This is a genomic window from Marinobacter iranensis (assembly GCF_029207565.1).
Lineage (GTDB): Bacteria > Pseudomonadota > Gammaproteobacteria > Pseudomonadales > Oleiphilaceae > Marinobacter > Marinobacter iranensis.
Window position 1 is genome coordinate 223870 of sequence record NZ_JANCMW010000001.1, and the last position, 22792, is coordinate 246661.

The 22792-nt window shown below is 57.7% G+C and carries 19 protein-coding genes; 11 read left to right on the forward strand and 8 right to left on the reverse strand.

Features of this window, described 5'->3' with window-relative positions:
- Positions 1 to 25: 25 nt before the first annotated feature.
- Positions 26 to 607, forward strand: a complete 582-nt coding sequence (locus NLU14_RS01120; RefSeq protein WP_275704315.1) for a YceI family protein — start codon at positions 26 to 28, stop codon at positions 605 to 607.
- 60 nt (positions 608 to 667) lie between these two features.
- On the opposite strand, the gene NLU14_RS01125 is transcribed toward NLU14_RS01120, so the two are convergent.
- Complete coding sequence (locus tag NLU14_RS01125) at positions 668 to 2305, reverse strand: methyl-accepting chemotaxis protein (protein WP_275704316.1); 1638 nt, start codon at positions 2303 to 2305, stop codon at positions 668 to 670.
- Positions 2306 to 2419: 114 nt separating this feature from the next.
- A complete protein-coding gene (locus NLU14_RS01130; RefSeq protein WP_275704317.1) occupies positions 2420 to 2659 on the reverse strand; it encodes a hypothetical protein in 240 nt (79 codons plus the stop codon).
- A gap of 224 nt (positions 2660 to 2883) precedes the next feature.
- Here NLU14_RS01130 and parC point away from each other — a divergent pair, with 224 nt between their 5' ends.
- Positions 2884 to 5199 carry a DNA topoisomerase IV subunit A gene (gene parC, locus NLU14_RS01135; protein WP_275704318.1) on the forward strand — a complete coding sequence of 772 codons (2316 nt, stop codon included), beginning with the start codon at positions 2884 to 2886 and terminating at the stop codon, positions 5197 to 5199.
- Complete coding sequence (gene serB, locus NLU14_RS01140; protein WP_275704319.1) at positions 5192 to 6412, forward strand: phosphoserine phosphatase SerB; 1221 nt, start codon at positions 5192 to 5194, stop codon at positions 6410 to 6412. Before parC ends, serB begins: the two co-directional genes overlap by 8 nt.
- 49 nt (positions 6413 to 6461) lie before the next feature.
- Here serB and NLU14_RS01145 read toward each other — a convergent pair whose 3' ends face one another.
- From NLU14_RS01145 to epmB, 3 genes are all read right to left on the reverse strand, one after another.
- Positions 6462 to 8549, reverse strand: a complete 2088-nt coding sequence (locus NLU14_RS01145) for an EAL domain-containing response regulator (RefSeq protein ID WP_275704320.1) — start codon at positions 8547 to 8549, stop codon at positions 6462 to 6464.
- Positions 8550 to 8702: 153 nt separating this feature from the next.
- Complete coding sequence (locus tag NLU14_RS01150; RefSeq protein ID WP_275704321.1) at positions 8703 to 10508, reverse strand: GTPase; 1806 nt, start codon at positions 10506 to 10508, stop codon at positions 8703 to 8705.
- A 225-nt stretch (positions 10509 to 10733) separates the two neighbouring features.
- The gene (gene epmB / locus NLU14_RS01155; protein WP_275704322.1) at positions 10734 to 11774 is read right to left on the reverse strand and encodes an EF-P beta-lysylation protein EpmB; all 1041 of its coding nucleotides are present in this window, start codon (positions 11772 to 11774) and stop codon (positions 10734 to 10736) included.
- A gap of 45 nt (positions 11775 to 11819) precedes the next feature.
- On the opposite strand from epmB, the gene efp reads away from it, so the two are divergent.
- Entirely contained in the window at positions 11820 to 12395 is a 576-nt protein-coding gene (gene efp, locus NLU14_RS01160; protein WP_275704323.1) for an elongation factor P, read from the forward strand.
- 12 nt (positions 12396 to 12407) lie between these two features.
- Positions 12408 to 13382 (forward strand): EF-P lysine aminoacylase EpmA, encoded by a 975-nt coding sequence (epmA, locus tag NLU14_RS01165; RefSeq protein ID WP_275704324.1) that lies wholly within the window; start codon positions 12408 to 12410, stop codon positions 13380 to 13382.
- Here epmA and asd read toward each other — a convergent pair.
- Positions 13354 to 14232 carry an archaetidylserine decarboxylase gene (gene asd, locus NLU14_RS01170; RefSeq protein ID WP_275704325.1) on the reverse strand — a complete coding sequence of 293 codons (879 nt, stop codon included), beginning with the start codon at positions 14230 to 14232 and terminating at the stop codon, positions 13354 to 13356. The two genes, epmA and asd, sit on opposite strands and share 29 nt — an antisense overlap.
- 181 nt (positions 14233 to 14413) lie before the next feature.
- Between asd and motA the strand changes: the two genes are divergently transcribed.
- Both motA and motB read left to right on the forward strand, forming a co-directional pair.
- Positions 14414 to 15265 (forward strand): flagellar motor stator protein MotA, encoded by an 852-nt coding sequence (motA, locus tag NLU14_RS01175; protein ID WP_275704326.1) that lies wholly within the window; start codon positions 14414 to 14416, stop codon positions 15263 to 15265.
- Between the two features lie 29 nt (positions 15266 to 15294).
- The gene (motB, locus tag NLU14_RS01180; RefSeq protein ID WP_275704327.1) at positions 15295 to 16254 is read left to right on the forward strand and encodes a flagellar motor protein MotB; all 960 of its coding nucleotides are present in this window, start codon (positions 15295 to 15297) and stop codon (positions 16252 to 16254) included.
- 27 nt (positions 16255 to 16281) lie between these two features.
- Here motB and rsgA read toward each other — a convergent pair whose 3' ends face one another.
- A complete protein-coding gene (rsgA, locus tag NLU14_RS01185) occupies positions 16282 to 17337 on the reverse strand; it encodes a small ribosomal subunit biogenesis GTPase RsgA (RefSeq protein ID WP_275704328.1) in 1056 nt (351 codons plus the stop codon).
- Between the two features lie 228 nt (positions 17338 to 17565).
- Between rsgA and orn the strand changes: the two genes are divergently transcribed.
- Complete coding sequence (gene orn, locus NLU14_RS01190; protein WP_275704329.1) at positions 17566 to 18108, forward strand: oligoribonuclease; 543 nt, start codon at positions 17566 to 17568, stop codon at positions 18106 to 18108.
- Here orn and queG read toward each other — a convergent pair.
- Entirely contained in the window at positions 18103 to 19167 is a 1065-nt protein-coding gene (gene queG / locus NLU14_RS01195; RefSeq protein ID WP_275704330.1) for a tRNA epoxyqueuosine(34) reductase QueG, read from the reverse strand. The two genes, orn and queG, sit on opposite strands and share 6 nt — an antisense overlap.
- Before the next feature lie 154 nt (positions 19168 to 19321).
- Here queG and NLU14_RS01200 point away from each other — a divergent pair, with 154 nt between their 5' ends.
- From NLU14_RS01200 to NLU14_RS01210, 3 genes are read left to right on the forward strand one after another with little or no spacing between them, the layout of a single operon-like run.
- Complete coding sequence (locus NLU14_RS01200; protein WP_275704331.1) at positions 19322 to 20896, forward strand: NAD(P)H-hydrate dehydratase; 1575 nt, start codon at positions 19322 to 19324, stop codon at positions 20894 to 20896.
- Positions 20896 to 21402 (forward strand): tRNA (adenosine(37)-N6)-threonylcarbamoyltransferase complex ATPase subunit type 1 TsaE, encoded by a 507-nt coding sequence (gene tsaE / locus NLU14_RS01205; protein ID WP_275704332.1) that lies wholly within the window; start codon positions 20896 to 20898, stop codon positions 21400 to 21402. The genes NLU14_RS01200 and tsaE overlap by 1 nt, the downstream gene beginning before the upstream one ends.
- Positions 21403 to 21442: 40 nt before the next feature.
- Positions 21443 to 22789: an N-acetylmuramoyl-L-alanine amidase gene (locus NLU14_RS01210; protein WP_420845022.1), complete on the forward strand. Its 1347-nt coding sequence runs from the start codon at positions 21443 to 21445 to the stop codon at positions 22787 to 22789.
- Positions 22790 to 22792: the final 3 nt, after the last annotated feature.

Consider the following 22792-nt stretch of genomic DNA (forward strand, 5'->3'; position numbering starts at 1 on the left):
GGGCTGTTTCAACAAGGAGACGAACATGAAAAAACTGCTGCTTGCATCTGCTGTGACGCTCACGATGGTTGGCGGAGTCCAGGCCTCCGAGCATAGTGGAACCTACGCGTTCGACACCAAGGGTGCCCACCAGTTTATTACCTTCAAGATTTCCCACCTGGGTTACAGCTGGCTTTATGGTCGGTTCAATGACTTCGATGGCCAGTTCGTCTACGACGCGGAAAATCCCGCAAACAGTTCCGTCGAAGTGACCGTGGATACGTCCAGCGTTGACTCGAACAATGCCGAGCGCGATAAGCACCTGCGTGAAGAGGACTTCCTGTACGTCAGCGAGTACCCCGAGGCTACATTCAAGAGCAAGAGGGTGGTTGTGGATGATGAAGGCGAGGCCGACATCATCGGTGACCTGACCCTACGCGGCGTGACCAAAGAGATCACCCTGGATGTCGAAATGCTGGGCCATGGTGAGGACCCCTGGGGCGGCTACCGCATGGGTTTCGAGGCGGAAACCGAGTTCAAGTTGACCGACTTCGATATTCCCATGGACCTTGGCAAGGCCTCCGAGACGGTTGAGATGATCATCTCCGTTGAAGGTATTCGCCAGTAAAACGGCTTTTCCCCATCCCCCTTCACATGGCGGGGATGGGGTGCACTTCCTTCCCCTGATTCACACCCTGAACCGGCCTGTCTGCTGTTCCAGTTCCCTCGCGTAGTCATCCAGTGATTTGCTGATCCGGTCGATACTGCCTGAACGTTTCATTCCCTCGGCCGCCAGGTCGTTGATTTCAGTAACGCTGCGATTGATCTCGTCGACTACCTGGGTCTGCTCTTCGGTAGCCGAGGCCACGCTGGTGTTCATGTCGCTGATATCCGCCATGGATTCGAGAATGCCCTGAAGTTCGGCTTCGGCTTCCGTTGCCAGTTTCTCGGTTTCCACGGCTTCCTTGCTGCCGGTTTCCATCACCGCCACGATATCGGCAACACCGGTTTGCAGGGCGGTGATCATGGTCTGTATGTCTTCAGTGGATTGCTGGGTTCTCTTGGCCAGTGTGCGGACTTCGTCGGCAACAACCGCAAACCCCCGCCCCTGTTCCCCGGCGCGGGCAGCCTCTATAGCCGCGTTGAGGGCAAGCAGGTTGGTCTGATCGGCGATTTCCCGAATAACGTCCAGTACCGAGGTAATGTTTTCCGAGTCTTGTGAAAGCTTGCGTATAACCTCCACCGCCTTGGAAATCTGTGCCGCCAGGCGCTGTACCTGAACGGATGAATTACGGATGATGGTCGCCCCGTTGCGGCCTTTCTCCTGAGCCTGTTTGGTAATGTCAGCGGCCCGCGACGCATTGCCCGCGACTTCTTCAATAGCGCTTTGCATTTCATTGATCGCCGTTGCGACCATGGAAATGGCATCGGTTTGCCGGGTTACCCCGTTACTGTTATCGCTGGCAGCGGTTGATAATTCGGAAGCACCCTCGCCCAGTTGTTTGCTCAGGTTCTGGATGGAGCCGATCATGGTCTGGAGGTTTTCCAGTACATGGTTGAAACTTACAGCCAGTTTGCCCAGGTCATCGTCCGTTTCAACGGGGATTCGTTGGGTAAGGTCTCCTTCGCCCTGGGCGATGTTGTCCAGTTGTTTTCTCAGTACGCCAACGGATTGAACAATCATCCGAAGGAACACAACGAACAAGAGAATGCCGATGATAACGGCGCCGACCGTAATGATCAGTATAAAGACGGAACTGGAAAGCCCTTCTCCGGAGGCCTCATGGGCAACGAACTGCGCCTGCTCGTCGGCATGGATGCCTACGCGGTCGTAATAGCCCCGGAGTTGGCTGAAGGCCTGGTTGCTCGGGCCAATCAACATTTGATGCCCGGCATGTGGGTCACCTGACCGGGCAATCTTCATGGATTGGCGCGCCGTATTCAACCACTCATCGTAGGTAGCGCGAAACCCCTCGATTTTCTCGGAAATGCCGGTGCCCCGCAGGCGCTCTATCGCTTTATTCAGTCTCTCCAGTGCCTGGCCAGCGTTTTCCTCAAAGTCCGCCTTGTGCTGGTCAGGGGGTTCATTGTTTTCTGTGGCGCTGATGAAGGACATCTGTGCGACCAGTGCCTGGTAAAGGTCCCGGTCACCGTTTAGGGCTTCGCTGACAGCGGGAAGGTAGCGTTCGGAAAGCGCTTCTGTGTGTGCGACCAGGTTTCTTGCTGTAAGAACGCTGAAAAGGCCTATGACAATCAGGGCTATGGCGGAAATTGCGAAAGGTAAGGCGACTTTGGCCCGCAGGCCCAAGGAACTTCTTATATTCATTTGTCCTTCCTCTGCCTTCTGGAAATAGCGTCATGCGTCCAGTCAGAATAGCAGCGGAAAGCGGTTTGTCATTGTTCAGGGATGGCTCGACTGAGCATGCCAGATATCAGCCCTTCAGAGTGTATCCGTGGACTCCGCGGCTGCTTGCCCGTTGCGGCAAAGGTGCCGCTGACGCCAGAACTGGCCGAAAAAGATAACCAGGCCAATCAGCAGCCCTGCCCACAGGTAGGGTTCCGCTAACTGGAAAGTGCCGCTTATGGCGAATTCCACCAGCAGCATCAGGGTAAGAGCAAGAACAGCATTCACCATGGCCGTAATCATGGCCTGCCCGCAGGCTTTCAGGTTTGGTTTCATAGTTCTCCACTCGTGGATGTCGTGAAACGGGTCATCGTTATACTGATGGCGAGCATACGGTGAGGGTTAAACTCTCTCCATGCGGGAATTCCGCTATTGGAAATCCGACGGGGTGTTGGTGTATCCGCTCCCGCCTCCATATAATGTGCGCTCCGGCTGCTGGCCGGGTAATCCAGCGGAATGCACATCAGGCAACATTCACAGCAGGCAACAAAGGGGCATCCATGCCAGAGTTTCAGACCACGGATGAAGGCTTTGAGCGGGTTTCACTGAGGGACTATACCGAAAAGGCCTACCTTGACTACTCGATGTACGTCATTCTCGACAGGGCACTGCCCAACGTTGGGGACGGATTGAAGCCGGTCCAGCGTCGGATTATCTACGCCATGTCCGAGCTCGGCCTGAAGTCCACCTCAAAGTACAAGAAGTCCGCCCGTACGGTGGGTGATGTTCTGGGTAAGTTCCACCCCCACGGTGACAGTGCCTGTTATGAAGCCATGGTGCTTATGGCCCAGCCGTTTTCGTATCGTTATCCGCTGGTTGACGGCCAGGGCAACTGGGGTGCACCTGATGACCCCAAATCCTTCGCAGCCATGCGCTACACTGAATCACGCCTCGCCAGGTTTGCGGATGTCCTGCTCAGTGAGCTGGGGCAGGGCACAGTGGACTGGGTACCGAACTTTGATGGCACCATGGACGAGCCTGCCGTATTGCCCGCCAGGCTGCCGCACGTTCTGCTGAACGGCACCACGGGTATCGCCGTAGGCATGGCAACGGATATTCCGCCTCATAATGTCCGGGAAATTACGGCCGCCTGTGTACGCCTGCTTGAGCAGCCAGACGCCACCACCGACGACCTGTGTGAGCACGTCAAGGGGCCGGATTTCCCGACTTACGCGGAGATTATTACCCCCCGTAAGGACATCCGTCAGATGTACGAAACCGGCCGCGGTTCATTGCGGATGCGGGCGCGCTGGATCAACGAGGGTGGCGAAATCGTGGTGACCGACCTGCCGCACCAGGTATCCGGGAACCGCGTGCTGGAGCAGATAGCCCAGCAAATGCAAACCAAGAAGCTGCCCATGGTGGCGGACCTGCGGGATGAATCGGACCATGAGAACCCGACCCGGCTGGTGATTGTTCCTCGTTCCAACCGGGTGGATCTGGAAGGGCTGATGGCCCACCTGTTTGCCAGTACCGACCTGGAAAAGACCTACCGGGTGAATATCAATGTGATCGGCAACGACGGCCGTCCGGGTGTGAAAGGCCTTCGTGAGATGCTGACGGAGTGGCTCAGCTTCCGCCGTACCACCGTCACACGGCGTCTGCAGCACCGGCTGGATAAGGTGCTGGCGCGTCTGCATATCCTTGAGGGTCTGCTGGTTGCCTACCTGAACATCGACGAGGTCATAGCGATTATCCGCTATGAGGACAAGCCCAAGGCGGAATTGATGTCCCGCTTCGGGCTGTCGGAAGAGCAGGCCGAAGCCATCCTTGAGTTGAAATTGCGCCACCTGGCCAAGCTTGAGGAAATGAAGATTCGTGGTGAGCAGGACGAGCTGTCCGCCGAGCGGGATGAGCTGCAGGCGATTCTTGGCTCCGAGGACCGACTGCGGGAGTTGATCAAAGACGAGTTGCTGGCGGATGCGGAAACCTTTGGTGACGATCGTCGGTCGCCCATTGTGGAGCGCCGAGAGGCCAGGGCCTTCAGCGAAACCGAACTGGTATCCAATGACCCGGTGACGGTTGTGCTGTCCGAGAAGGGCTGGGTCAGGGCCGCCAAGGGGCACGATATCGAGCCCGAAGGGCTGAGTTACAAGGCCGGCGACAAGTTCGCCATGGCCGCCAAAGGCCGCAATAACCAGCAGGCGGTGTTCCTGGATTCCACCGGGCGAGCCTATTCCCTGGTTGCCCATTCGCTCCCTTCCGCAAGGGGGCAGGGCGAGCCCCTGAGTGGTCGTATCAATCCGCCTTCGGGCGCGACTTTCGCAGGCCTTTTGATGGGCGATCCGGCCCGCAAGGTGCTGCTGGTCACTGATGGCGGCTACGGCTTCGTGACCTCCCTGAACGATATGATCAGCAAGAACCGCAACGGTAAGGCCGTAGTGTCGGTACCGAAAGGCGCCAGGATCATGCCGCCCGTGGCGGTGTCGGATTCCGAAAAGCCACTGTACCTCGGGGCTATTTCCAACGAGGGCCGGATGCTGGTATTCCCTCTGAGCGAGTTGCCGGAGTTGTCGAAGGGCAAGGGCAACAAGATCATCAGTATTCCCTCTGCAAGGGTTCAGAACCGGGAAGAGTACGTGGTGGCCGTCGCGGTGTTTGCCGAAGACGACCAACTGGAAATCCGCGCCGGTAAGCGCAAAATGGGATTGCAGTTCAGTGACCTGGAGCACTATCTGGGCGAACGCGGCCGCCGTGGCCACAAATTGCCCCGCGGGCTCCAGCGGGTGGATGCCATTGATGTGATTCAGTCGGCCAGCAATGCCGCTGTCGCTGATGACGTCGCCAATGCAGAGGAGCAGCCTGACAGTGAGTGAGCTGGTTCTGATCAACGTGTCGGGGCGTGATAAGCCTGGTCTGACGTCGGAAATAACCGGCATCATGGGGCAGTACGATGTGCGGATTCTGGACATTGGTCAGGCGGTGATTCACGACCACCTGACCTGGGGAATCCTGATCGAGATTCCCGACGAATCCAAGTCCTCGCCGGTTATCCGGGACCTGCTGTTCCGGCTGCATGCGCTGGACCTGCAGGTGCGTTTTGCACCCATCACCATCGAGGAATATCAGCAGTGGGCGGAAGGTCGCAACCGCGCCTGCTACATCGTCACGCTGCTGTCGCGGGATATCAAGGCAGAGCAGATTGCGCGGGTGTCCGCCATTACCGCCCGCCATGGCCTGAATATCGACAATATCAGCCGGCTGTCGGCCCGTCCGTCTCTGAACCCTTCCGAGAACCGCATCGCCTGTGTCGAGTTTTCCGTAAGGGGCACTCCCTCTGACCTGGAGCAGTTGCGTTCCGATTTCCTCCACATCGCCGGGGAAATGAACGTGGATATTGCCTTCCAGGAGGATTCCATCTTCCGTCGCAACCGCAGACTGGTGGTGTTCGATATGGATTCCACCCTGATTGACGCCGAAGTCATCGACGAGTTGGCCCTGGAAGCCGGTGTGGGAGCGCAGGTGGCGGAAATCACCGAGCGGGCCATGCTGGGAGAGCTGGACTTCAGCCAGAGCTTTGCGGAGCGTCTGGCTCTACTCAAGGGCCTGGACGAGTCGGTGCTTGAGGGTATTGCCGGGCGCCTGCGGATGACCGAGGGCGCGGAGCACCTGATACTCAGGCTTAAGTCACTGGGTTATCGCACGGCGATTCTTTCAGGCGGCTTTACCTACTTTGCCCGTCATCTCCAGCAAAAACTCGGGATTGATTACGTTTATGCCAATGAACTGGAAATCGAGAATGGCAAGGTAACGGGCCGCGTGGCCGGCCAGATCGTGGATGGCAAACGCAAGGCCGAGTTGCTCCAGGAAATTGCCGAGCGGGAGCACATATCGCGGGAGCAGGTGATTGCGGTGGGGGATGGCGCCAACGACCTTCCGATGCTGAGCCAGGCCGGTCTGGGCGTTGCCTTCCGCGCCAAGCCATTGGTCAAGGAGTCTGCCCGCCATTCCATCTCGACCCTGGGGCTTGATGCCATTCTCTATCTGATCGGGTTCCGGGAAAGTGACAGCCTGCAGGTAGGAAAGTAGTTGCCAGCACACGCGGTCCGGCCTTTGGCCGGACCGCGCAATGCGGGGCCTAGTGGTCGCCGAAATCGTAGTTCATTTCGGGAACCGGTGCCTGCAGGTAGTAACCCTGGATATAGTTCACGCCGGCCTGCCAGAGGGTTGCCAGCACACTGGCATTTTCCACCAGCGGCACAATGGTCAGCTTGCCGGAGCTCTGAAGGCTCTTGACCATCTCCTTGACTTCTTCCTTGGCTTCGTCCTTTTTCTGGAGTTCTTCGGTGAACGAGCCGTCGATTTTCACGTAATCCACGTCGATATGCTTCAGGGTATTGAACGGATTGAGTGCGCATCCGAACTGGCAGATCGATACCTTGCAGTGCAACTCATGAACAGCCTTGGAGAACTCCTTCGCCTGTTTCATGTAGTTGTTGGCGTCGCCCTCCCGAATCTGGAAAATCAGTGAATCACCCGGCAGCCGTGCGGCCTTCAATGCCACACTCAGCCACGGGGTAAAGGTCTTGTCGTCCAGTGTCTCCGCAGTGATGTTCAGGAACAGGCGCGTGTCGTGCCCGCGTGAACGGTGGCTGGAGAGTTGTTTGATGGTTTGCAGGATGACCCAGCGGTCTATCTTGATGGCCATTTCCGAGGGACCAACCGGTGGCAGGAAGTCGTAAGGAGACACTTCCTCGTCGTCCTTGTTCAGCATCCTCACGAACGCTTCGTAGTGTTCCTCGCCTTCACCGCGGAGGTTGATGATAGGTTGGAACAGCAGCCGGAAGCGATTATCGTCCAGGGCCTTCTGGATGGCATCAACCGAGTTACTCTCATCCATCGCCTCGTAGTCCGCCGGGTTGTACACCAGCACACCGTTACCCTGTCCGTGGCCTTCTTTCTTCTTCAATTCGGACGATGCGGTATGGGCCCGCCCCATCAGGTCCGGTGCCTTGGGGGCGTTCTCCGTAATCGCGGCAACACCAATGCTCAGGGTCAACTGCAGCGTGCGGCCGTTGATGTCGAAAAGATTGTCCTCCACCTTCTTGCGAATCACCTCACACAGGTCCGCCATCTCCTTTTCCTCGCAGGGCTGGCACAGTAGGCAAAACGCATCATCACTGAGACGGGCAAGTACCATGTTTTCCGGCGTCTGTTCTTTCAGGAGGGTAGCAAGATCGCCAAGCATCAGGTCTGCACCTGCGATACCTACCTGGCCTTTCAGGCTCATGAAGTTATCCAGGGCAATATAGGCCAGCGCGCCCGTTTTGTTGTCCTTACCCGCGGTGGCAATAGCCTGACCGAGGGCATCCATCAGGTACTGGCGGTTGAAGAGGCCAGTCAACAGGTCCTGGCTGCTGATCTGGCGAATCTTCTCTTCCAGTTCGGCATCGCTGTGTTCGGGCTGGATAACGATCTGGGTGCAGGTCTCGCCGTCGTAGGTGGCAGCTGACACGGACATGGTCACATTGAGTTCCTGATCATCGCTACGGCGGGCCACGCAGTTCATAGTCATGCCGTCCTCGCCGCTCTCGGCGAAGGACTTCATGAACTCCTTGTACTTTTCCTGGCTTTCCGGCGTGAGAGTATCGAGAACCGGAATGCAGATCAGGTCATCAATGTCATCATAACCGAGGAATTCCATGTAGGACTGGTTGGCATAGATATGCATGCCATCATTGATATAGGCGATGGCGTCCTTGGAGCTCTCCAGCAGCAACTGGCAGCGTTGTTCGGCTTCCCGCAGGTGAGACTCGAGAATTCTGCGCCGGCGGCGATCCTCCAGGGCGGTCAGTTCCCGATTGACCACCAGTACCAATTGATCGGTATTTTCAAACGGAACGGTGTCCTGGGCTCCGGCTTTCATCACCGACACGGTGCGCTCGCGAGTGAATTCGCTGGTCAGGAGGATAAACGGAATGTCCTTGTCCATGCGACGAATCATCGCCAGGGCGCCGTCGGCCCCGAATTCCTGCTCTACGTCGTCCCGTGCCAGTAGCAGATCCCAGTTGCCTGCTTTCAGGGTTTCTTCCAGGTCTTCCTCGGAGGTGATGCGATGAGCCCGTGTGGCTTTGCCTGAATTTCTGAGCAGGCTGACCAGGGTCTCGGCATCGTTCTGCGACGGATCGAGGATCAGCAGGTGTACGGTTGCGTTCTTTTTCTGCATTTCGTCAGATGTCTCGTGATACACGTTGGCTGTGCCGGCACTTTATCCAGAGCGCAGAGCCGGCCTTTCACTAACGCTGAATGATGCAGGGGTTACCGGCCAATAACAACCCTTCGCGCAGGTTCGGGTGCTTCTGTTTCCGGTAACGAGGCACTAGAGCGAGGGCCACAGCGAATCGAACTCGTCCTCGCTCGTTCCCGTTGCGGGCGGGTTGTTGCCCACCGGCGTTGCGCCGGCATTCTGGAGTTTTAGTTCAAACTGGCTGATGCTGCCGGTTGCTGAAATTTTGCGGGACAATGTGCCCTGGTCCTCACGGCCGTCGTGAAGCAGGGATATTCGGCTGCCGGACTGGAACGGAAGCCTGGGTGTAATGAGCGTTGCGGCCTGGTTAACCACGCTGATCTCGGGCAGCAACAAGCCGCGCAGGTATTCGCTGCTGTTGCCGACTTTCTGTATCAGCCGCACACCGCAGGGCGCAGCGCTTGGTGCCAGAAGTTCAATACCGACCTGTGTGCCCTGGTTACGAACCTGCCTGATCCAGCGCACTACGGCCACGCTCCAGGGGTGGCTTGCCTGCTCGCGGACGCCAAGCACCTCACCCGCCTGCAGTGAGGGGGGCACGTTGGTTTCCCAGGCAACGCAGTAGCCGCCGGGGCTGGTGTTTACCAGCAAGGCATGGTGGGACTTTGGTTTCCGGCGGTCCGATTCACTGTCTGGTGTGGCGCCGATGCTATTGCGGAAGTTGATCGGCGTGTCCGCTGATTGCAGTGGCTCATCATTCGGCCCGGCGTCATGAGCTCCGGCCCAGGCGTCCTGACTATGGCGGGACGAACGCAGGAACAGGTTGTCGTGGTCGCCATTGCCGCTGTCATTGCCACTGACAAACTCGTTGAACGTTTTGGCGCCGGCCACGTAATAATGGGTCGCCGTCAACCCAATGCAGATCTCCAGGGTGCCCTGGCTGGCAATACGGTTGAAGTTGCGCTTCGCCAATATGCCCAACGCCTGGCTGAGGTGGGTCAGCAGCGTATCGCCAATCCGGGAGGGCAGTTCCAGTTCGCTGGCCTGGCTCTCCTTCCTGGTTCGCGCGTGAAGGGCCTGCGTGATCTGCTCCGACAGTTCACGGGTGTCAAAATTGTAGCTGTCGTTGCCAGGTTTTTGCTCCAGCAAGCTGCGGTATACCGGTGTGGTATCCCGTTCCATGTTGACCACAAACAAGCTGTCGTTAGCGTTCTCTGGCCCGCAGGAAACCAGGTGGGTCCAGTTTTCAAACAATTCGTAAATCTGTGCCAGTTCTGCCTGCCTCAACTGGTTGGGGCGGGCACATCCCAGCAGCAGGATGCGTTTGTAGCTGTCCTCTACGGTGCTTGCCCGGCGGTGTGTCAGGGTGTCGTCGTCGACCGACAGCCCATTGATCTTGTTGCGATGGGCGAATCGGAACAGTCGGTGGCACTCCAGCCAGCTTTGCGAGGGGCTCGGGCAATACAGCTGATGGGCCCGGACGATGGTGGCAGCTAACTCCGAGATCGCCCGGTGAATGGCGGTCGCGACCGCCTTGCGGTTTTTGTCCAGGCCCCCGTTGTCCAGGAATTCAATCACGCACAGTTTGTATCCGCTGGCGGCATGAAGCTGGAGCGCCTGGGACAGGTTGGCAATCTTGCGCTGCTTTTCCGGTAGTGCCACGGCCAGTCCGAGATAGTGCCGGGACAGCTCGGAGCAGACAAAGTGTATTTTCGGGCGAATCAGTTCCAGCAATTGCAGGCGCTGTTGAGGCGCTATAAAAAGCTGGTTCAGCTCTATAATGGCGTGATAAAGCTGCCGTGAAGCTTCGCCAATGTTTGCCATAGGTAGCTGTTTCACCCAGTCCCTGAAGGCTTTTGGGGAAGTCTGGCAAAACGAGAGGCTTGCCGTCTTCTGTTCAGGAACACGGAGATCGGGTTTCAGAATCATGCCTTCCATGAGTTCACGCCAATTGTCTGGACCACGGTAGGTACTCCGGGTTGCACCACGAACTACAGGCTCAGGTTACTGAAGCCTGCGTGTTTTAATCGGTAAACGCCGCAAATACAGCTTTTATTGTTATTGCTAGTCGCACTGTAAAATAGCAAACGCACAACAAAAAGCGAGAAAAGCACGAGTTGACAATATTTGACAAGTAAATTTGGGCCAACTTTGCCAAACGTGTCACGCAAACAGGTCCAGCGGCGTTTTCCCGGCCTGGCCCGGGATCTCCCTGACCAGCCTCGGCACGAGGAATCCCGGCAATGTGCCAAGCAGCTGTCGCACCAGTTCCCGGGCCCTGTCGTCGCTGACTTCGAAGTGATGGGCGCCGGCCACCGGATCAAACGCATGCAGGTAGTAGGGAAGTACGCCGCACTCAAACAGTCGTTCGCTGAGTTCGGCCAGCACGCCGGCGTTGTCGTTGACCCCCTTCAATACCACGCTCTGATTCAGAAGGGTGACACCCACGGCTTTCAGCCGGCCGAGAGCCTTCTGCGTGTCGGTGTCCAGTTCCGCCGGATGGTTGGTATGGATAACCATCACAGGCTGAAGCCGGGTGCCCGCTAGCCAATCGATCAGTGAATCACACACGCGTTGGGGAATAACCACTGGCAGCCGGGTGTGTACCCGGAGTCTTCGGATGTGGGGAATATCCGCCAGAGCGCTGGCCCACTCAGACAGCAATCGGTCATTGGCCACCAATGGATCGCCCCCGCTGAAAATCACTTCGTTGATACCAGGGTCGTCCGCAAGCGCTTTCAGGGCCTGTGCCCGGTCGGCCGGAGACAGCCGGTGTTCCTCGTAGGGGAAGTGACGCCGGAAACAGTAGCGACAGTTGATGGCGCACTGCCCCGTTACCATCAGCAGGGCACGGCTTTCATACTTGCGGATCAGCCCCGTGGCCTGCATGGAGCCACCTTCCTGCAGCGGGTCGGTTACAAAGCCGGGCTGTGTTTCAGTTTCGGAAGACAGTGGCAGCACCTGTCGCAACAGCGGGTCATTTGGATCCCCCATGGCAATCCGTTTCAGGTAGGGTGCGGGCACCCTTATGGGAAAAAGCCGGTGACCCTCATTTGCCCCCCGGAGCCAGATGGCAGGGTCAAGATCAAGGCGTCTGAGCAGCGCGTCCGGCGTAGTGACGGACTCCGAGAGCAACTGCTGCCAGCTGTGATTGGCGTTGTCGACGGGGCGGGCTTCTATACGGGTGGCGGTTCGCTGTATCATAGCCACCTTCGAATTTCTAAAAGCATCTTTTCAGGTGATATTTTCATGGCTTCATATTCTACCAACGAATTCCGTGGCGGTCTTAAGGTTTTGCTGGATGGTGACCCCTGCATCATTCTCGAGAACGAATTCGTAAAGCCCGGCAAGGGCCAGGCATTCAACCGGGTCAAGCTGCGCAACCTGATGACCAATCGCCAGTGGGAGCGCACGTTCAAGTCCGGTGAAAGCCTGGAAGCCGCCGACGTTATCGATCAGGAAATGGAATACCTGTACACCGATGGCGAGTTCTGGCACTTCATGAAAACAGACGGCTCTTTCGAGCAGTTCCCTGCGGACGCGAAAGCGGTTGGCGATGCGCTCAAGTGGTTAAAAGAGCAGGATGTCTACACCGTGACTCTCTATAACGGCGCGCCATTGACAGTAACTCCGCCCAACTTCGTCGAACTGGAAGTGGTGGATACCGATCCGGGCATGAAGGGCGATACCGCCCAGGGTGGAACCAAACCGGCAACACTCTCCACCGGTGCGGTGGTGAACGTACCGTTGTTTATCACCATTGGCGAGGTGCTCAAGGTGGACACCCGCTCCGGTGAATACGTCAGCCGGGTAAAAAGCAGCTGATCGGTTGCTGCCGTGACTGACTCTGTACAATGGCAGCCCTCTGCTTCTCTGGCTGCCCTGAAAAGCCGCGCACAACAGCTGGCCTGGGTGCGCGGCTTTTTTGCGCAACGTGACGTGATGGAGGTAGAGACACCCGTGCTTGGCCAACACGGTGTCACCGATGTCAATATCGACAGTATTTCCGCCAACCCCGCCCCTGTTGGCCCCGGTGCTGCAGGTGGCTGGCTCCAGACCTCCCCTGAGTACCATATGAAGCGCCTGCTGGCTGCCGGTTCCGGGCCCATCTACCAGGTCGCGCGCGTATTTCGGGACGGTGAGTTCGGGCGGCGGCACAATCCCGAGTTTTCCCTGCTTGAGTGGTACCGTCCCGGTTTCACCGATACCGACCTGATGGCGGAGGTTTCCGACCTGGTATGCGGCTGGCTGGGCTGCGAGCCCCCTATTACAATGCGTTATCGCGATGCATTTCTCCGCTTTGCAGGTGTCGACCCGTTTCTGGCCAGCGACAGTCAGTTGTTGAAGTGCTGTCAGCAATGGATGCAGCCGGCACAATTGCAGGTGTGTACCCGTGGTGATTGCCTGGATCTGCTGATGAGCGGCGCAGTAGAGCCGGCGTTGGCTGAAGTGGGGCCGGTGTTTATCACTGGCTATCCCGAATCCCAGGCGGCGCTGGCCCGGGTGTCAGAGAGGGACGGGCTTCGTCAGGCGCATCGCTTTGAGCTCTATGTGGAGGGTGTGGAGCTGTGCAACGGATATTGGGAACTGACCGATCCGGACGAGCAGAAGCGCCGGTTTGCGGCGGACAACCGGGCGCGGCGTTCAGCCGGCAAGCCCGAGATGCCGGCTGACCAGGCGTTTCTGGCGTCACTGGAAGCCGGTATGCCGGACTGTTCCGGTGTGGCGCTTGGCCTTGACCGTTTGTTGATGCTGAAACTGGAGCTGGACAATCTGTCCGGCGTTATCGCGTTTCCGGCTGACCGGTCTTGATGTCGCCGAAAGCCTCTCCCATGCGTACTGTGCCTCCTGCCACCTGATCCGCATTCCAGTTTACCGTGCCCCTGGGCATCACGATGATAACGGTTGAGCCCAGGCGGAACCGGCCCATTTCTTCACCTTTTTCAAAGCGTATTGGTGTCTTGAGGGTACCGTAGCGGGAAACGGAAACCTCTTTGTTGCCTGGGGATACGATTCCGGCCCAGATGGTTTCGACGCTGCCAACGATCATGGCACCTACCGACACCAGGGCCATCGGGCCTGCGGGGGTATCGAAAATGCAGGCAACCCGCTCGTTCCGGGCGAACAGGTCAGGTACGTTTTCCGCGGTTGTCGGGTTAACGGAAAACAGCTTTCCGGGGACGTACACCATTTCGCGCAGCGTGCCGGCCAGTGGCATGTGGATCCGGTGGTAGTCTTTCGGGGACAGGTAAATGGTGGCAAATTCGCCATCGACAAAGTCGGCGGCGCGCTCATCATCGCCGCCCAGCAGTTCGTTGAGGCTGAAGGATTGGCCCTTGGCCTGGAAAACCCGGTCATCGGTGACGTGGCCCAACTGGCTGATAACGCCGTCAACGGGGCTGACCAGGGTGGTCTCCCGCTCATCCACGGGGCGCAGGCCGGGCTTCAAGGCGCGGGTGAAAAAGGCATTGAAACTTGGGTAGGCTGTCGGGTCCGGTTCGGCGGCTTCGTTCATGTTTACGCCATAGCGGCCGATAAACCAACGCACGACGCGGTTCTTGAGCGCAGGCATGCTCTCATTGTTTGCCAAACGGCCTGCCAGGCGGGAAATCGCCAGTTGCGGCACCACGTACTGGCTCATTACAAAAAGCTTGTTGAACATTAAAAAGTGATCCTTTGCGCTCAAAGGCGCGAAGTTTACCAAATGCGGGGGTGTGTATAGAAATTGTTTCACATCTTCGCGGTTCGGACCGGTGCTTGCTATTATCTGTGCAAACCGGCCAGGCGGGTCCGTTTCAGGCGCGCTTATCTGCCAAATACTACAGAAGGTATGCTCTCATTCCATGCTACTCATAATCGGTGCAGTCATTGTAATTGCCAGTGTCCTCGGAGGGTACGTGCTCCATGGTGGTAATCTCATGGTGCTATGGCAGCCTACGGAGATCCTCATTATTGGCGGTGCAGCGTTAGGGTCCTTCATTATTGCCAACCCCCTCCACACCATCAAGGAAGTTGGCAAAGGCGTGCTCGGCCAGTTGACGGGGTCCCCTTACAACAAGTCCTATTACATGGATTTGCTCAGCTTGATGTATGAGGTCTTCGACAAATCCCGCAAGCAGGGTGTCATGGCCATTGAGGAAGACATCGACAATCCGCAAGAGAGCCAGATTTTCACCCGTTACCCGGCCATTATGAAATCCAAATACCTGCTTGCCTTCATGACGGATTACCTCAGGATTATCAGTTCCGGAAACATGGCCACCCATGAACTGGAAGGCATGATGGAAAACGAAATCGACAGCCGCCAGCATGAGCTTGAAGAACCGGCCCATGCCGTCAACAAGATTGCGGACGCGTTGCCAGGCCTTGGGATTGTGGCGGCGGTGCTCGGTATTGTTATCACCATGAATTTCATGAGCGAGGGCCCCGAAAAGATTGGTCTCAGTGTGGCAGCGGCGCTGGTGGGCACCTTTCTTGGTATCTGGATGGGGTATGGTTTCGTTGGCCCCACATCGATTGCCATGGAGCATTCTGCCAAATACGAAATCAAGGCCTACGAATGCGTGAAATCGGCGATCGTTGCAACCGTATCCGGCCAGGCGCCGCAGATGGCCATAGAGTTCGGCCGTAAGGCCCTGCCGTCTGACAAGCGGCCGGGGTTCCAGGAACTGAACGACCACGTCCGTTCGAAATAGTTTGAGCAAGAGCCGTCTGGAGTAGTTCCTTGGAAGAACAGCCGATTATCGTAAAGCGGAAAAAGAAGGTCGTCTCCGGACATCACGGTGGGTCCTGGAAAGTGGCCTTCGCCGATTTCGCCACCGCCATGATGGCGTTTTTCCTCGTGCTCTGGCTGACAGCCACCGCATCCCCGGAACAGCTTCGTGCGGTGGAAGGCTATTTCAAGGACCCGGTCGGGTTTACCGAGGGAGGGTCTCCCAACCCGGTGGATCTTGAAGGCAGTGCCTCCGTTATCAACGAAAGCAGCGAAGACATCGAGCGCAGTGATATCCAGATTGAAGACGAGGTGGTGGAGGAACTGGCCCAGACCCTGGAGCAACAACAGATGGAGGAGCTGTTTCAGGACTTGAAGGAGCGGATCGAGCAGAACGAAACCCTGCAGGAGTTCAAGGACCAACTGCTGATTGATATCACCAGTGAAGGCCTGCGCATCCAGATCGTCGACCGCTCCCAGCGCCCGATGTTCGACAGCGGTCGCGCCGAGCTCAAGTATTATTCCCAGGATATTCTGTTTGAACTCGCCAAAACCCTGAGCACCGTTGACAACAAACTGAGCATTACCGGCCACACCGACTCTACGCCGTTCAGTGGTCGCCCTGGCTACACCAACTGGGAACTGTCGGCCGATCGCGCCAATACTGCCCGCCGTGCTCTGGTGGCCGGTGGGGTCCGGCAACAACAAATTGGCCGGGTGGTGGGCCTGAGCGATTCCGTTCTGTTCGACCAGGATGACCCCCAGGCCCCGGTAAACCGGCGTATTTCGATCATTGTAATGAACAAGAAGACGGCGCAAGGCATCCAGAGCAATGCGGGCAGGTCTAGCGAACCCCTGATCGACCTCACTGCGCCCTCCGAGGAGGAACAGCAGGAGGCCATGAAACGGCTTGAGGAAGGCAACTGGTCGGAAGAGAAGGAAGAACCCAAACCCGGCGAACTGAACTGGTAAATCACCAGTGCCTGGCGAGATGGGGCACTAGTCGGCTTTCAGGCCCCGGGATTGCTGTTCCGCCATATCCTGCAGAATCCGTTTGAAGCTTTTCATACGCTCTACGCTTATCCGTCCGTCCTCGGCGGCCTGTGCAATGGCGCAGCCGGGGTCGCCCATATGGCTGCAGTTGCGGAACCGGCAATGGCCGATCAGGTCGCGGATTTCCCGGAAACCGTACTCGATCTCCTGAGGCGTCATGTGCCACAGGCCGAATTCCCGAATGCCCGGTGAGTCAATCAAATCGCCGCCACAGTTGAGGTGAAAGAGCCTTGCCGTAGTTGTGGTATGGATGCCCTTGCCGGTGCTTTCTGAAATCGCACCTACCCGGATGGACTCCTCAGGCAGCAGTGTCTGGATAATAGACGACTTGCCAACCCCGGACTGGCCCACGAATACGCTGGTCTGATTTTTCGCCAGTTCTTCCACCCGAACCGCCTGTTCACCTTCCAGGGTCTTTGCTGACGTACGTTCCGTGCGGTAGCCAAGCTTTTCATAGCGTGCCAGCAGGTTGTCGATGGCCTCCCGGTTCCGGTCGGTAATCAGGTCGGTCTTGTTGAGCAGGATAATGACCGGAATATCCGTGCTTTCCGCAGCCACCAGATACCGGTCAATCAGGTTGTCGTGAGGCTCAGGCTCTGAGGCAATCACCAGGATAATGTAGTCGATGTTGGCGGCAACGGGCTTGAGTGCCCCGAAGTTGTCGGGACGTTGCAGCAGGGTATGGCGGTCGCAACGGGCGACAATCACCCCGGTGCCGTCACTGCCTGGCCGCCAGATCACCTTGTCGCCGGTCACCAGGCTGTCGATATTGGCTCTCACAAAGCAGCGCAGCACCTTGCCGGTGTCTTCCCCTTCGAGGGCTTCCACGTCCAGTTGCTGTCCATAGTGGGCAATAACCAGCCCTTGCTGTTCCGGGCCCAGGTCGCCAGCATCCAGTTTCTCACCGATGGATTCCTCTTTCTTCGCCGCCCGCGTAGCCCGCTCCTGCTGGATTTTCTTGATGCGCCATTGCTGCTGCTTGTTCAGTCGACGTTTAGCCATATCGTAGGTCGGTCAGATCCTGGTGGAGAATAGTGAAAGCTGTAACATCATACGTGATTCATCCACAATAGGCAGACTATGTGCAGCAACGGTCAGGCAGGGCTTCCCGGGAGACGCTGCGAGCACGTCCATGTGCGCTTGTCTGAAGCCATCCATGGCTTCAGACACTCCCGGGAAGCCCTGCCCGACCGTTGCCCGAATCACGAGTTAACCGCTGGAGATCACTGAATGCCAGAAGCAAATTATCTCGTCTGGATTGACCTGGAAATGACCGGGCTGGACCCGGAAAAAGAACGGATCATAGAGATAGCGACAATTGTTACCGACTCGGAGCTGAATACCATAGAAGAAGGGCCTGTTATTGCCGTCCACCAATCAGACAAACTGCTCAGCGAAATGGATGAATGGTGTACGCGGACCCATGGTGAAAGCGGGCTTACCCAGCGGGTCAAGGATAGCAAGTTCAGTGAGATCGACGCTGAGCAGAAGACTCTGGAGTTTCTTCAGCGATATCTTGAACCGGGTCAGTCACCGCTGTGTGGCAACAGTATCGGCCAGGACCGGCGATTCCTGGTGAAATATATGCCGGAGCTTGAAGCCTTCTTCCATTACCGCAATCTGGATGTAAGCACGATCAAGGAACTGGCCCGGCGCTGGCGGCCCGATGTGCTGGACGGAGTTAAGAAGAAGGGCAGCCACCTGGCGCTGGACGATATTCGTGACTCCATCAACGAACTCCGCCACTACCGGGAAAACTTCTTCAAGTTATAAACCGTGTCTGCGCAGGGCCCAGTGCACATGCTCGCGAACCATCTCTGACGGGTGGTCCGCCCTCTGTTTGAGGGCTTCTATCACCGGGATGGTGGATGGGGCGTTCCCCAATCCCACGGCCAGGTTCCTGAGCCAGCCTTCGTACCCGGTACGGCGGATGGCGGAGCCTTCGGTGCGTTTGAGGAATTCCTCCTCGGTCCACAGGAACAGGGTGGCCAGTTCGCTGTTGTCCAGGCCATGGCGGGGCTGGAAGTCTTTCTCGGCCGTTGGCTTGCTGAACTTGTTCCACGGGCAGACCAACTGGCAGTCGTCACACCCGAAGACCCGGTTACCCATCTTTGATCGCAGCTCCTCCGGAATGCTGCCCTTCAGTTCGATGGTGAGGTAACTGATGCATTTTCGTGCATCGAGTTTATGGGGGCCTTCAAAGGCGTCCGTGGGGCAGATATCCAGGCAAGCCGCACAGCTGCCGCAGTGTTCTTTCTCAAACGGCTCGTCGAGCGGTAGCGGAGCGCTGGTGAATATTTCCCCGAGAAAGAAGAAAGAGCCGGCCTTCGGATGGATCAGCATATTGTTCTTGCCAATCCAGCCAAGCCCCGCGCGCTGGGCCAGGGCGCGCTCCAGGACTGGCGCGCTGTCAACGAACGCCCGGTAATCGTAGCCCGACACGGCCTCGTCAATCCATTTTGCCAGGGTCGCCAGGCGCTTTCGCATCAGTTTGTGGTAGTCGCGCCCGGTGGCATAACGGGTGATATAGGCCTTCTCCCGGTTAGTGAGTACCTGCCCCGGGTTGTCTGGGGCAGGCAGGTAATCCAGTCGCACGGAAATCACCCGCCGGGTGCCCTCCACCAGGGACGTGGGGGTATAGCGTTTGTCCCCATGGTCTTCCATGTACGCCATCTCGCCGTGAAACCCCTCACGGAGCCAGTCTTTGAGTCGCTCCCCGTGGACGCCGGTCTCCGGCAGGGTGATGCCGACATCACTGAAGCCCAGTTCACGGGCCCAGGCGTGGACCTGTTGCGGAAGATCGTTCAGTTTGTGATCGATGAAATCGGTCATTGAGTGCCAGTTGAACAGCGTCCGGTTTCCCGGTGGCGCGAACGGTAACGAAGTTTAATTTGATTAAGTTATGACCTTTTCCACTGTTTTGCTATTCTTTACAGGTATCTGGCCGTTTTTCTTAACCCAAATTCTTTAGCGGGAGCGGTATTGCATGCCCCTGTCTGGTGGTCACAGTTTACCAGAAGACCTCTACTCCGCCGATGCAGTGCGGGAGATTGATCGCTATGTGATTGATCAACAAGGGGTGAATGGATTTGATCTGATGCAGGCAGCTGCCGCCAGCGCCTTTCGCAGGCTGGTGCGTTGCTGGCCCGAGCCAGGCCGGATCCTGGTGCTGTGTGGTGCAGGCAATAACGGTGGTGACGGTTACCTGGTGGCTGCAAATGGGGTGCGCCATGGCCTTGATGTGGACTGCATTGCCGTTGCACCCACCGAAAAACTCTCCGGCGATGCCCGCAAGGCGTGGCAAAAATCGGTCGGGGATGGAGTAAAGGTGCTGGAGCTTGCGGACCTCAACGATGTCGATGTGCGCCGACATATCGCCAGCGCCGGGCTGATCGTCGACGCCATGCTGGGAACCGGTGTGACCGGCGCGCCGAGGGAGCCGTTTGCAGGTATTATTAGCCAGTGCAATGAGGCAGCCGCTCCGGTGTTGGCCATTGATTTACCCTCGGGTTTGAACGCCACCATGGGAACGGTGGCTGGTGATGCCATCAGGGCCGACGCGACCGTAACCTTCATCGGGCTGAAGGCCGGTTTGTTCACCGGGCAGGGGCCCGAGTTTGGCGGTGACATACTGTTTGAGTCCCTGGATACCGATGACTGGGCCTCTGAGAGTGGCCAAAAGCCCCGGGCTCGTCGGGTTGACTGGCACTCTGTCCGTTCAGCGCTGCCCAGGCGCCCGAAGGCTGCGCACAAGGGGCGTTTCGGGCACGTACTCATTGTCGCCGGGGATCGTGGTTTTGGTGGTGCCGGCATGCTGGCGGCGGAGGCAGCGGCAAGGACGGGCGCCGGGCTGGTTACCCTGGCCACGCGCCCGGAATATGTGTCGGCTGCACTGGCTCGTTGTCCGTCTGTGATGGTTCAGGGGCTGATTCATGGTTCTGAACTGCCGCCACTGATCAGTGCGGCCGATGTGATTGTTTGTGGTCCTGGCATTGGTCAGGGCGCCTGGGGACAACAGATGCTCCAACAGGTAGTCGCCAGTGGAAAGCTACGTGTGCTCGATGCGGATGCCCTGAACCTGATGGCCTCTCGCGTCGCCCAGCCGGCAGACAATCACATTCTCACGCCGCATCCCGGCGAGGCGGCGCGATTGCTGGAGTGCGAAGTGGTCGAAATCGAAGACGACCGGGTGAGTGCCGCCGGTCGTCTTCGCCAGATGTTTGGCGGTGTGGCATTGCTTAAAGGCGCCGGTACGGTTGTCGCGGCCGAGGGCGTATTGCCAGACATTATCAGCGGCAGTAATCCCGGCATGGCCACCGGTGGAATGGGAGACGTGCTTTCGGGCGTGTTGGGCAGTTTGTACGCCCAGCTTGGGGATGCCCACCTATCGGCATCGGCGGGGGCTGCATTGCATCTGGCAGCGGCTGACCGGGCCTCGGAAACACGCGGCTATATGGGGTTGTTGCCCATGGATGTGATTGAGGCCCTGTCAGAGGTGCTGGCGGAATCAGAGCGTCGATCCGGGGGCCGAACGGCACGGCGAGAAAACGGGGAAGGTTGATGAACACTGTAACGCAGGAGCTCTCCCTTTACCTGGAAGATGAGGCGGCTACGGAGAGCTTCGGTAGAGCGCTTGCCGCGTTGGTGAGGCAGGGTGGTCAGGGATTGACGGTGTTCCTTGAGGGTAATCTCGGAACAGGTAAGACCACGCTTAGTCGCGGAGTGATGCGTGGCCTTGGCCACGACGGGGCTGTCAAGAGCCCCACATACACCATCGTGGAGCCGTACGAACATCTGACTCCGCCAGCCTATCATTTTGATCTGTACAGGCTGGGTGATCCGGAAGAATTGGAGTACATGGGGATACGGGATTATTTTCAGGGCCGGAACCTTTGCCTGATTGAGTGGCCGGAGCGCGGCCAGGGCATCCTTCCGGCGGCTGACTTGTGGATACGTCTGGATGTAAGCGGAGAAGGGCGCAGTGCGCTTGTCTCGGCAGCGACCTCCAGAGGCATGGAATTGCAGGCCCGGCTTGGTGCAATGCATTCGCCGGATCAGGAAGGTTAGCTATGTGTGATCATTACAGGTGGGCAGGATGATGACAAGAATGTTCTCAGGATGGTGCCTGGCCGTTAGTCTGGTTTGGGTACTGCTGTATCCCGTTGCGGCAATGGCAGGCGTTAATGTGGAGGGAGCAAGGATCTGGCCAGCGCCGGACCATACCCGCCTGGTGCTGGATATCGCTGACAAGGTCGATCACAAGGTGTTTGCCCTGTCGGGGCCGTCACGCCTGGTCATCGACCTTGAAAATACCACCCTGAAAGCGGATTTCGACAAGCTGGATCTTTCGGGAAGCCCTGTGAAACGCATCCGTAGTGCTCCCCGTAATGGCAACGATCTGAGGGTGGTGCTGGACCTCAAAAGCGATATCAAGCCCCGTAGCTTTCAACTCGAACCCAACCAACAGTACGGCCATCGTTTGGTGGTGGATTTGATCGACGAGGGTGGTCTGAAAGCACGGAAGTCCTCGGAGCCGACCGTCACCGAAAACAGCAACGGCAAGCGTGACATCATTGTGGTGATCGACGCCGGGCACGGAGGTGAGGACCCCGGCGCCATTGGCCCTCGTGGCACGCGCGAGAAGGACGTGGTGCTGAAAATGGCCAGGACCCTGGCGGAACTGGTGGATGCCAAGCCTGGATATACCGCCAAGCTTACCCGTACCGGGGACTATTATATCGACCTGCGTAGCCGCACATTGCTGGCTCGCAAACAAAACGCGGACTTGTTTGTTTCTGTTCACGCCGACGCTTTTCGCACGCCGCAGCCAAGGGGCGCCTCGGTTTTCGCGCTATCGCAACGGGGGGCCACCAGTGAGACTGCCCGCTGGCTGGCAAAAAGCGAAAACCGGTCAGATCTGATCGGTGGTGCCGGCGGCGTTTCGCTGGATGGTCGTGACGAGATGCTGGCGGGCGTTCTCCTGGACCTGTCCATGACTGCCAGCATTAATTCCAGCCTTGGCGTCGGGGGCTCTATCCTCGGCAGGCTTGGCGATGTCGCCAAACTCCATAAGAAGGGGGTTGAGCAGGCCGCGTTTGCAGTGCTGAAATCGCCGGATATCCCATCAGTCCTGGTTGAGGCTGGGTTTATATCGAATCCGAAGGAAGAGAAAAATCTGTCCAGTTCCTGGTATCGGGAGAAAATTTCCCGGGCGGTTTTCCAGGGGATTAATGACTACTTTCAGAAAACACCGCCGCCAGGAACTCTGCTCGCGTGGCAGAAGCAGAACGGGCAGGGCAATGGCAATGTCAGCCAGTATCGGATTCGCCGGGGCGATACGCTGTCAGGCGTTGCCCGTGAGAATCAGACAACCGTCAGCGAATTAATGCAGTATAACGGCCTCAATGATGACCGTGTTATGGTAGGGCAAACCATTCGTATTCCTGCATCCTGAAAC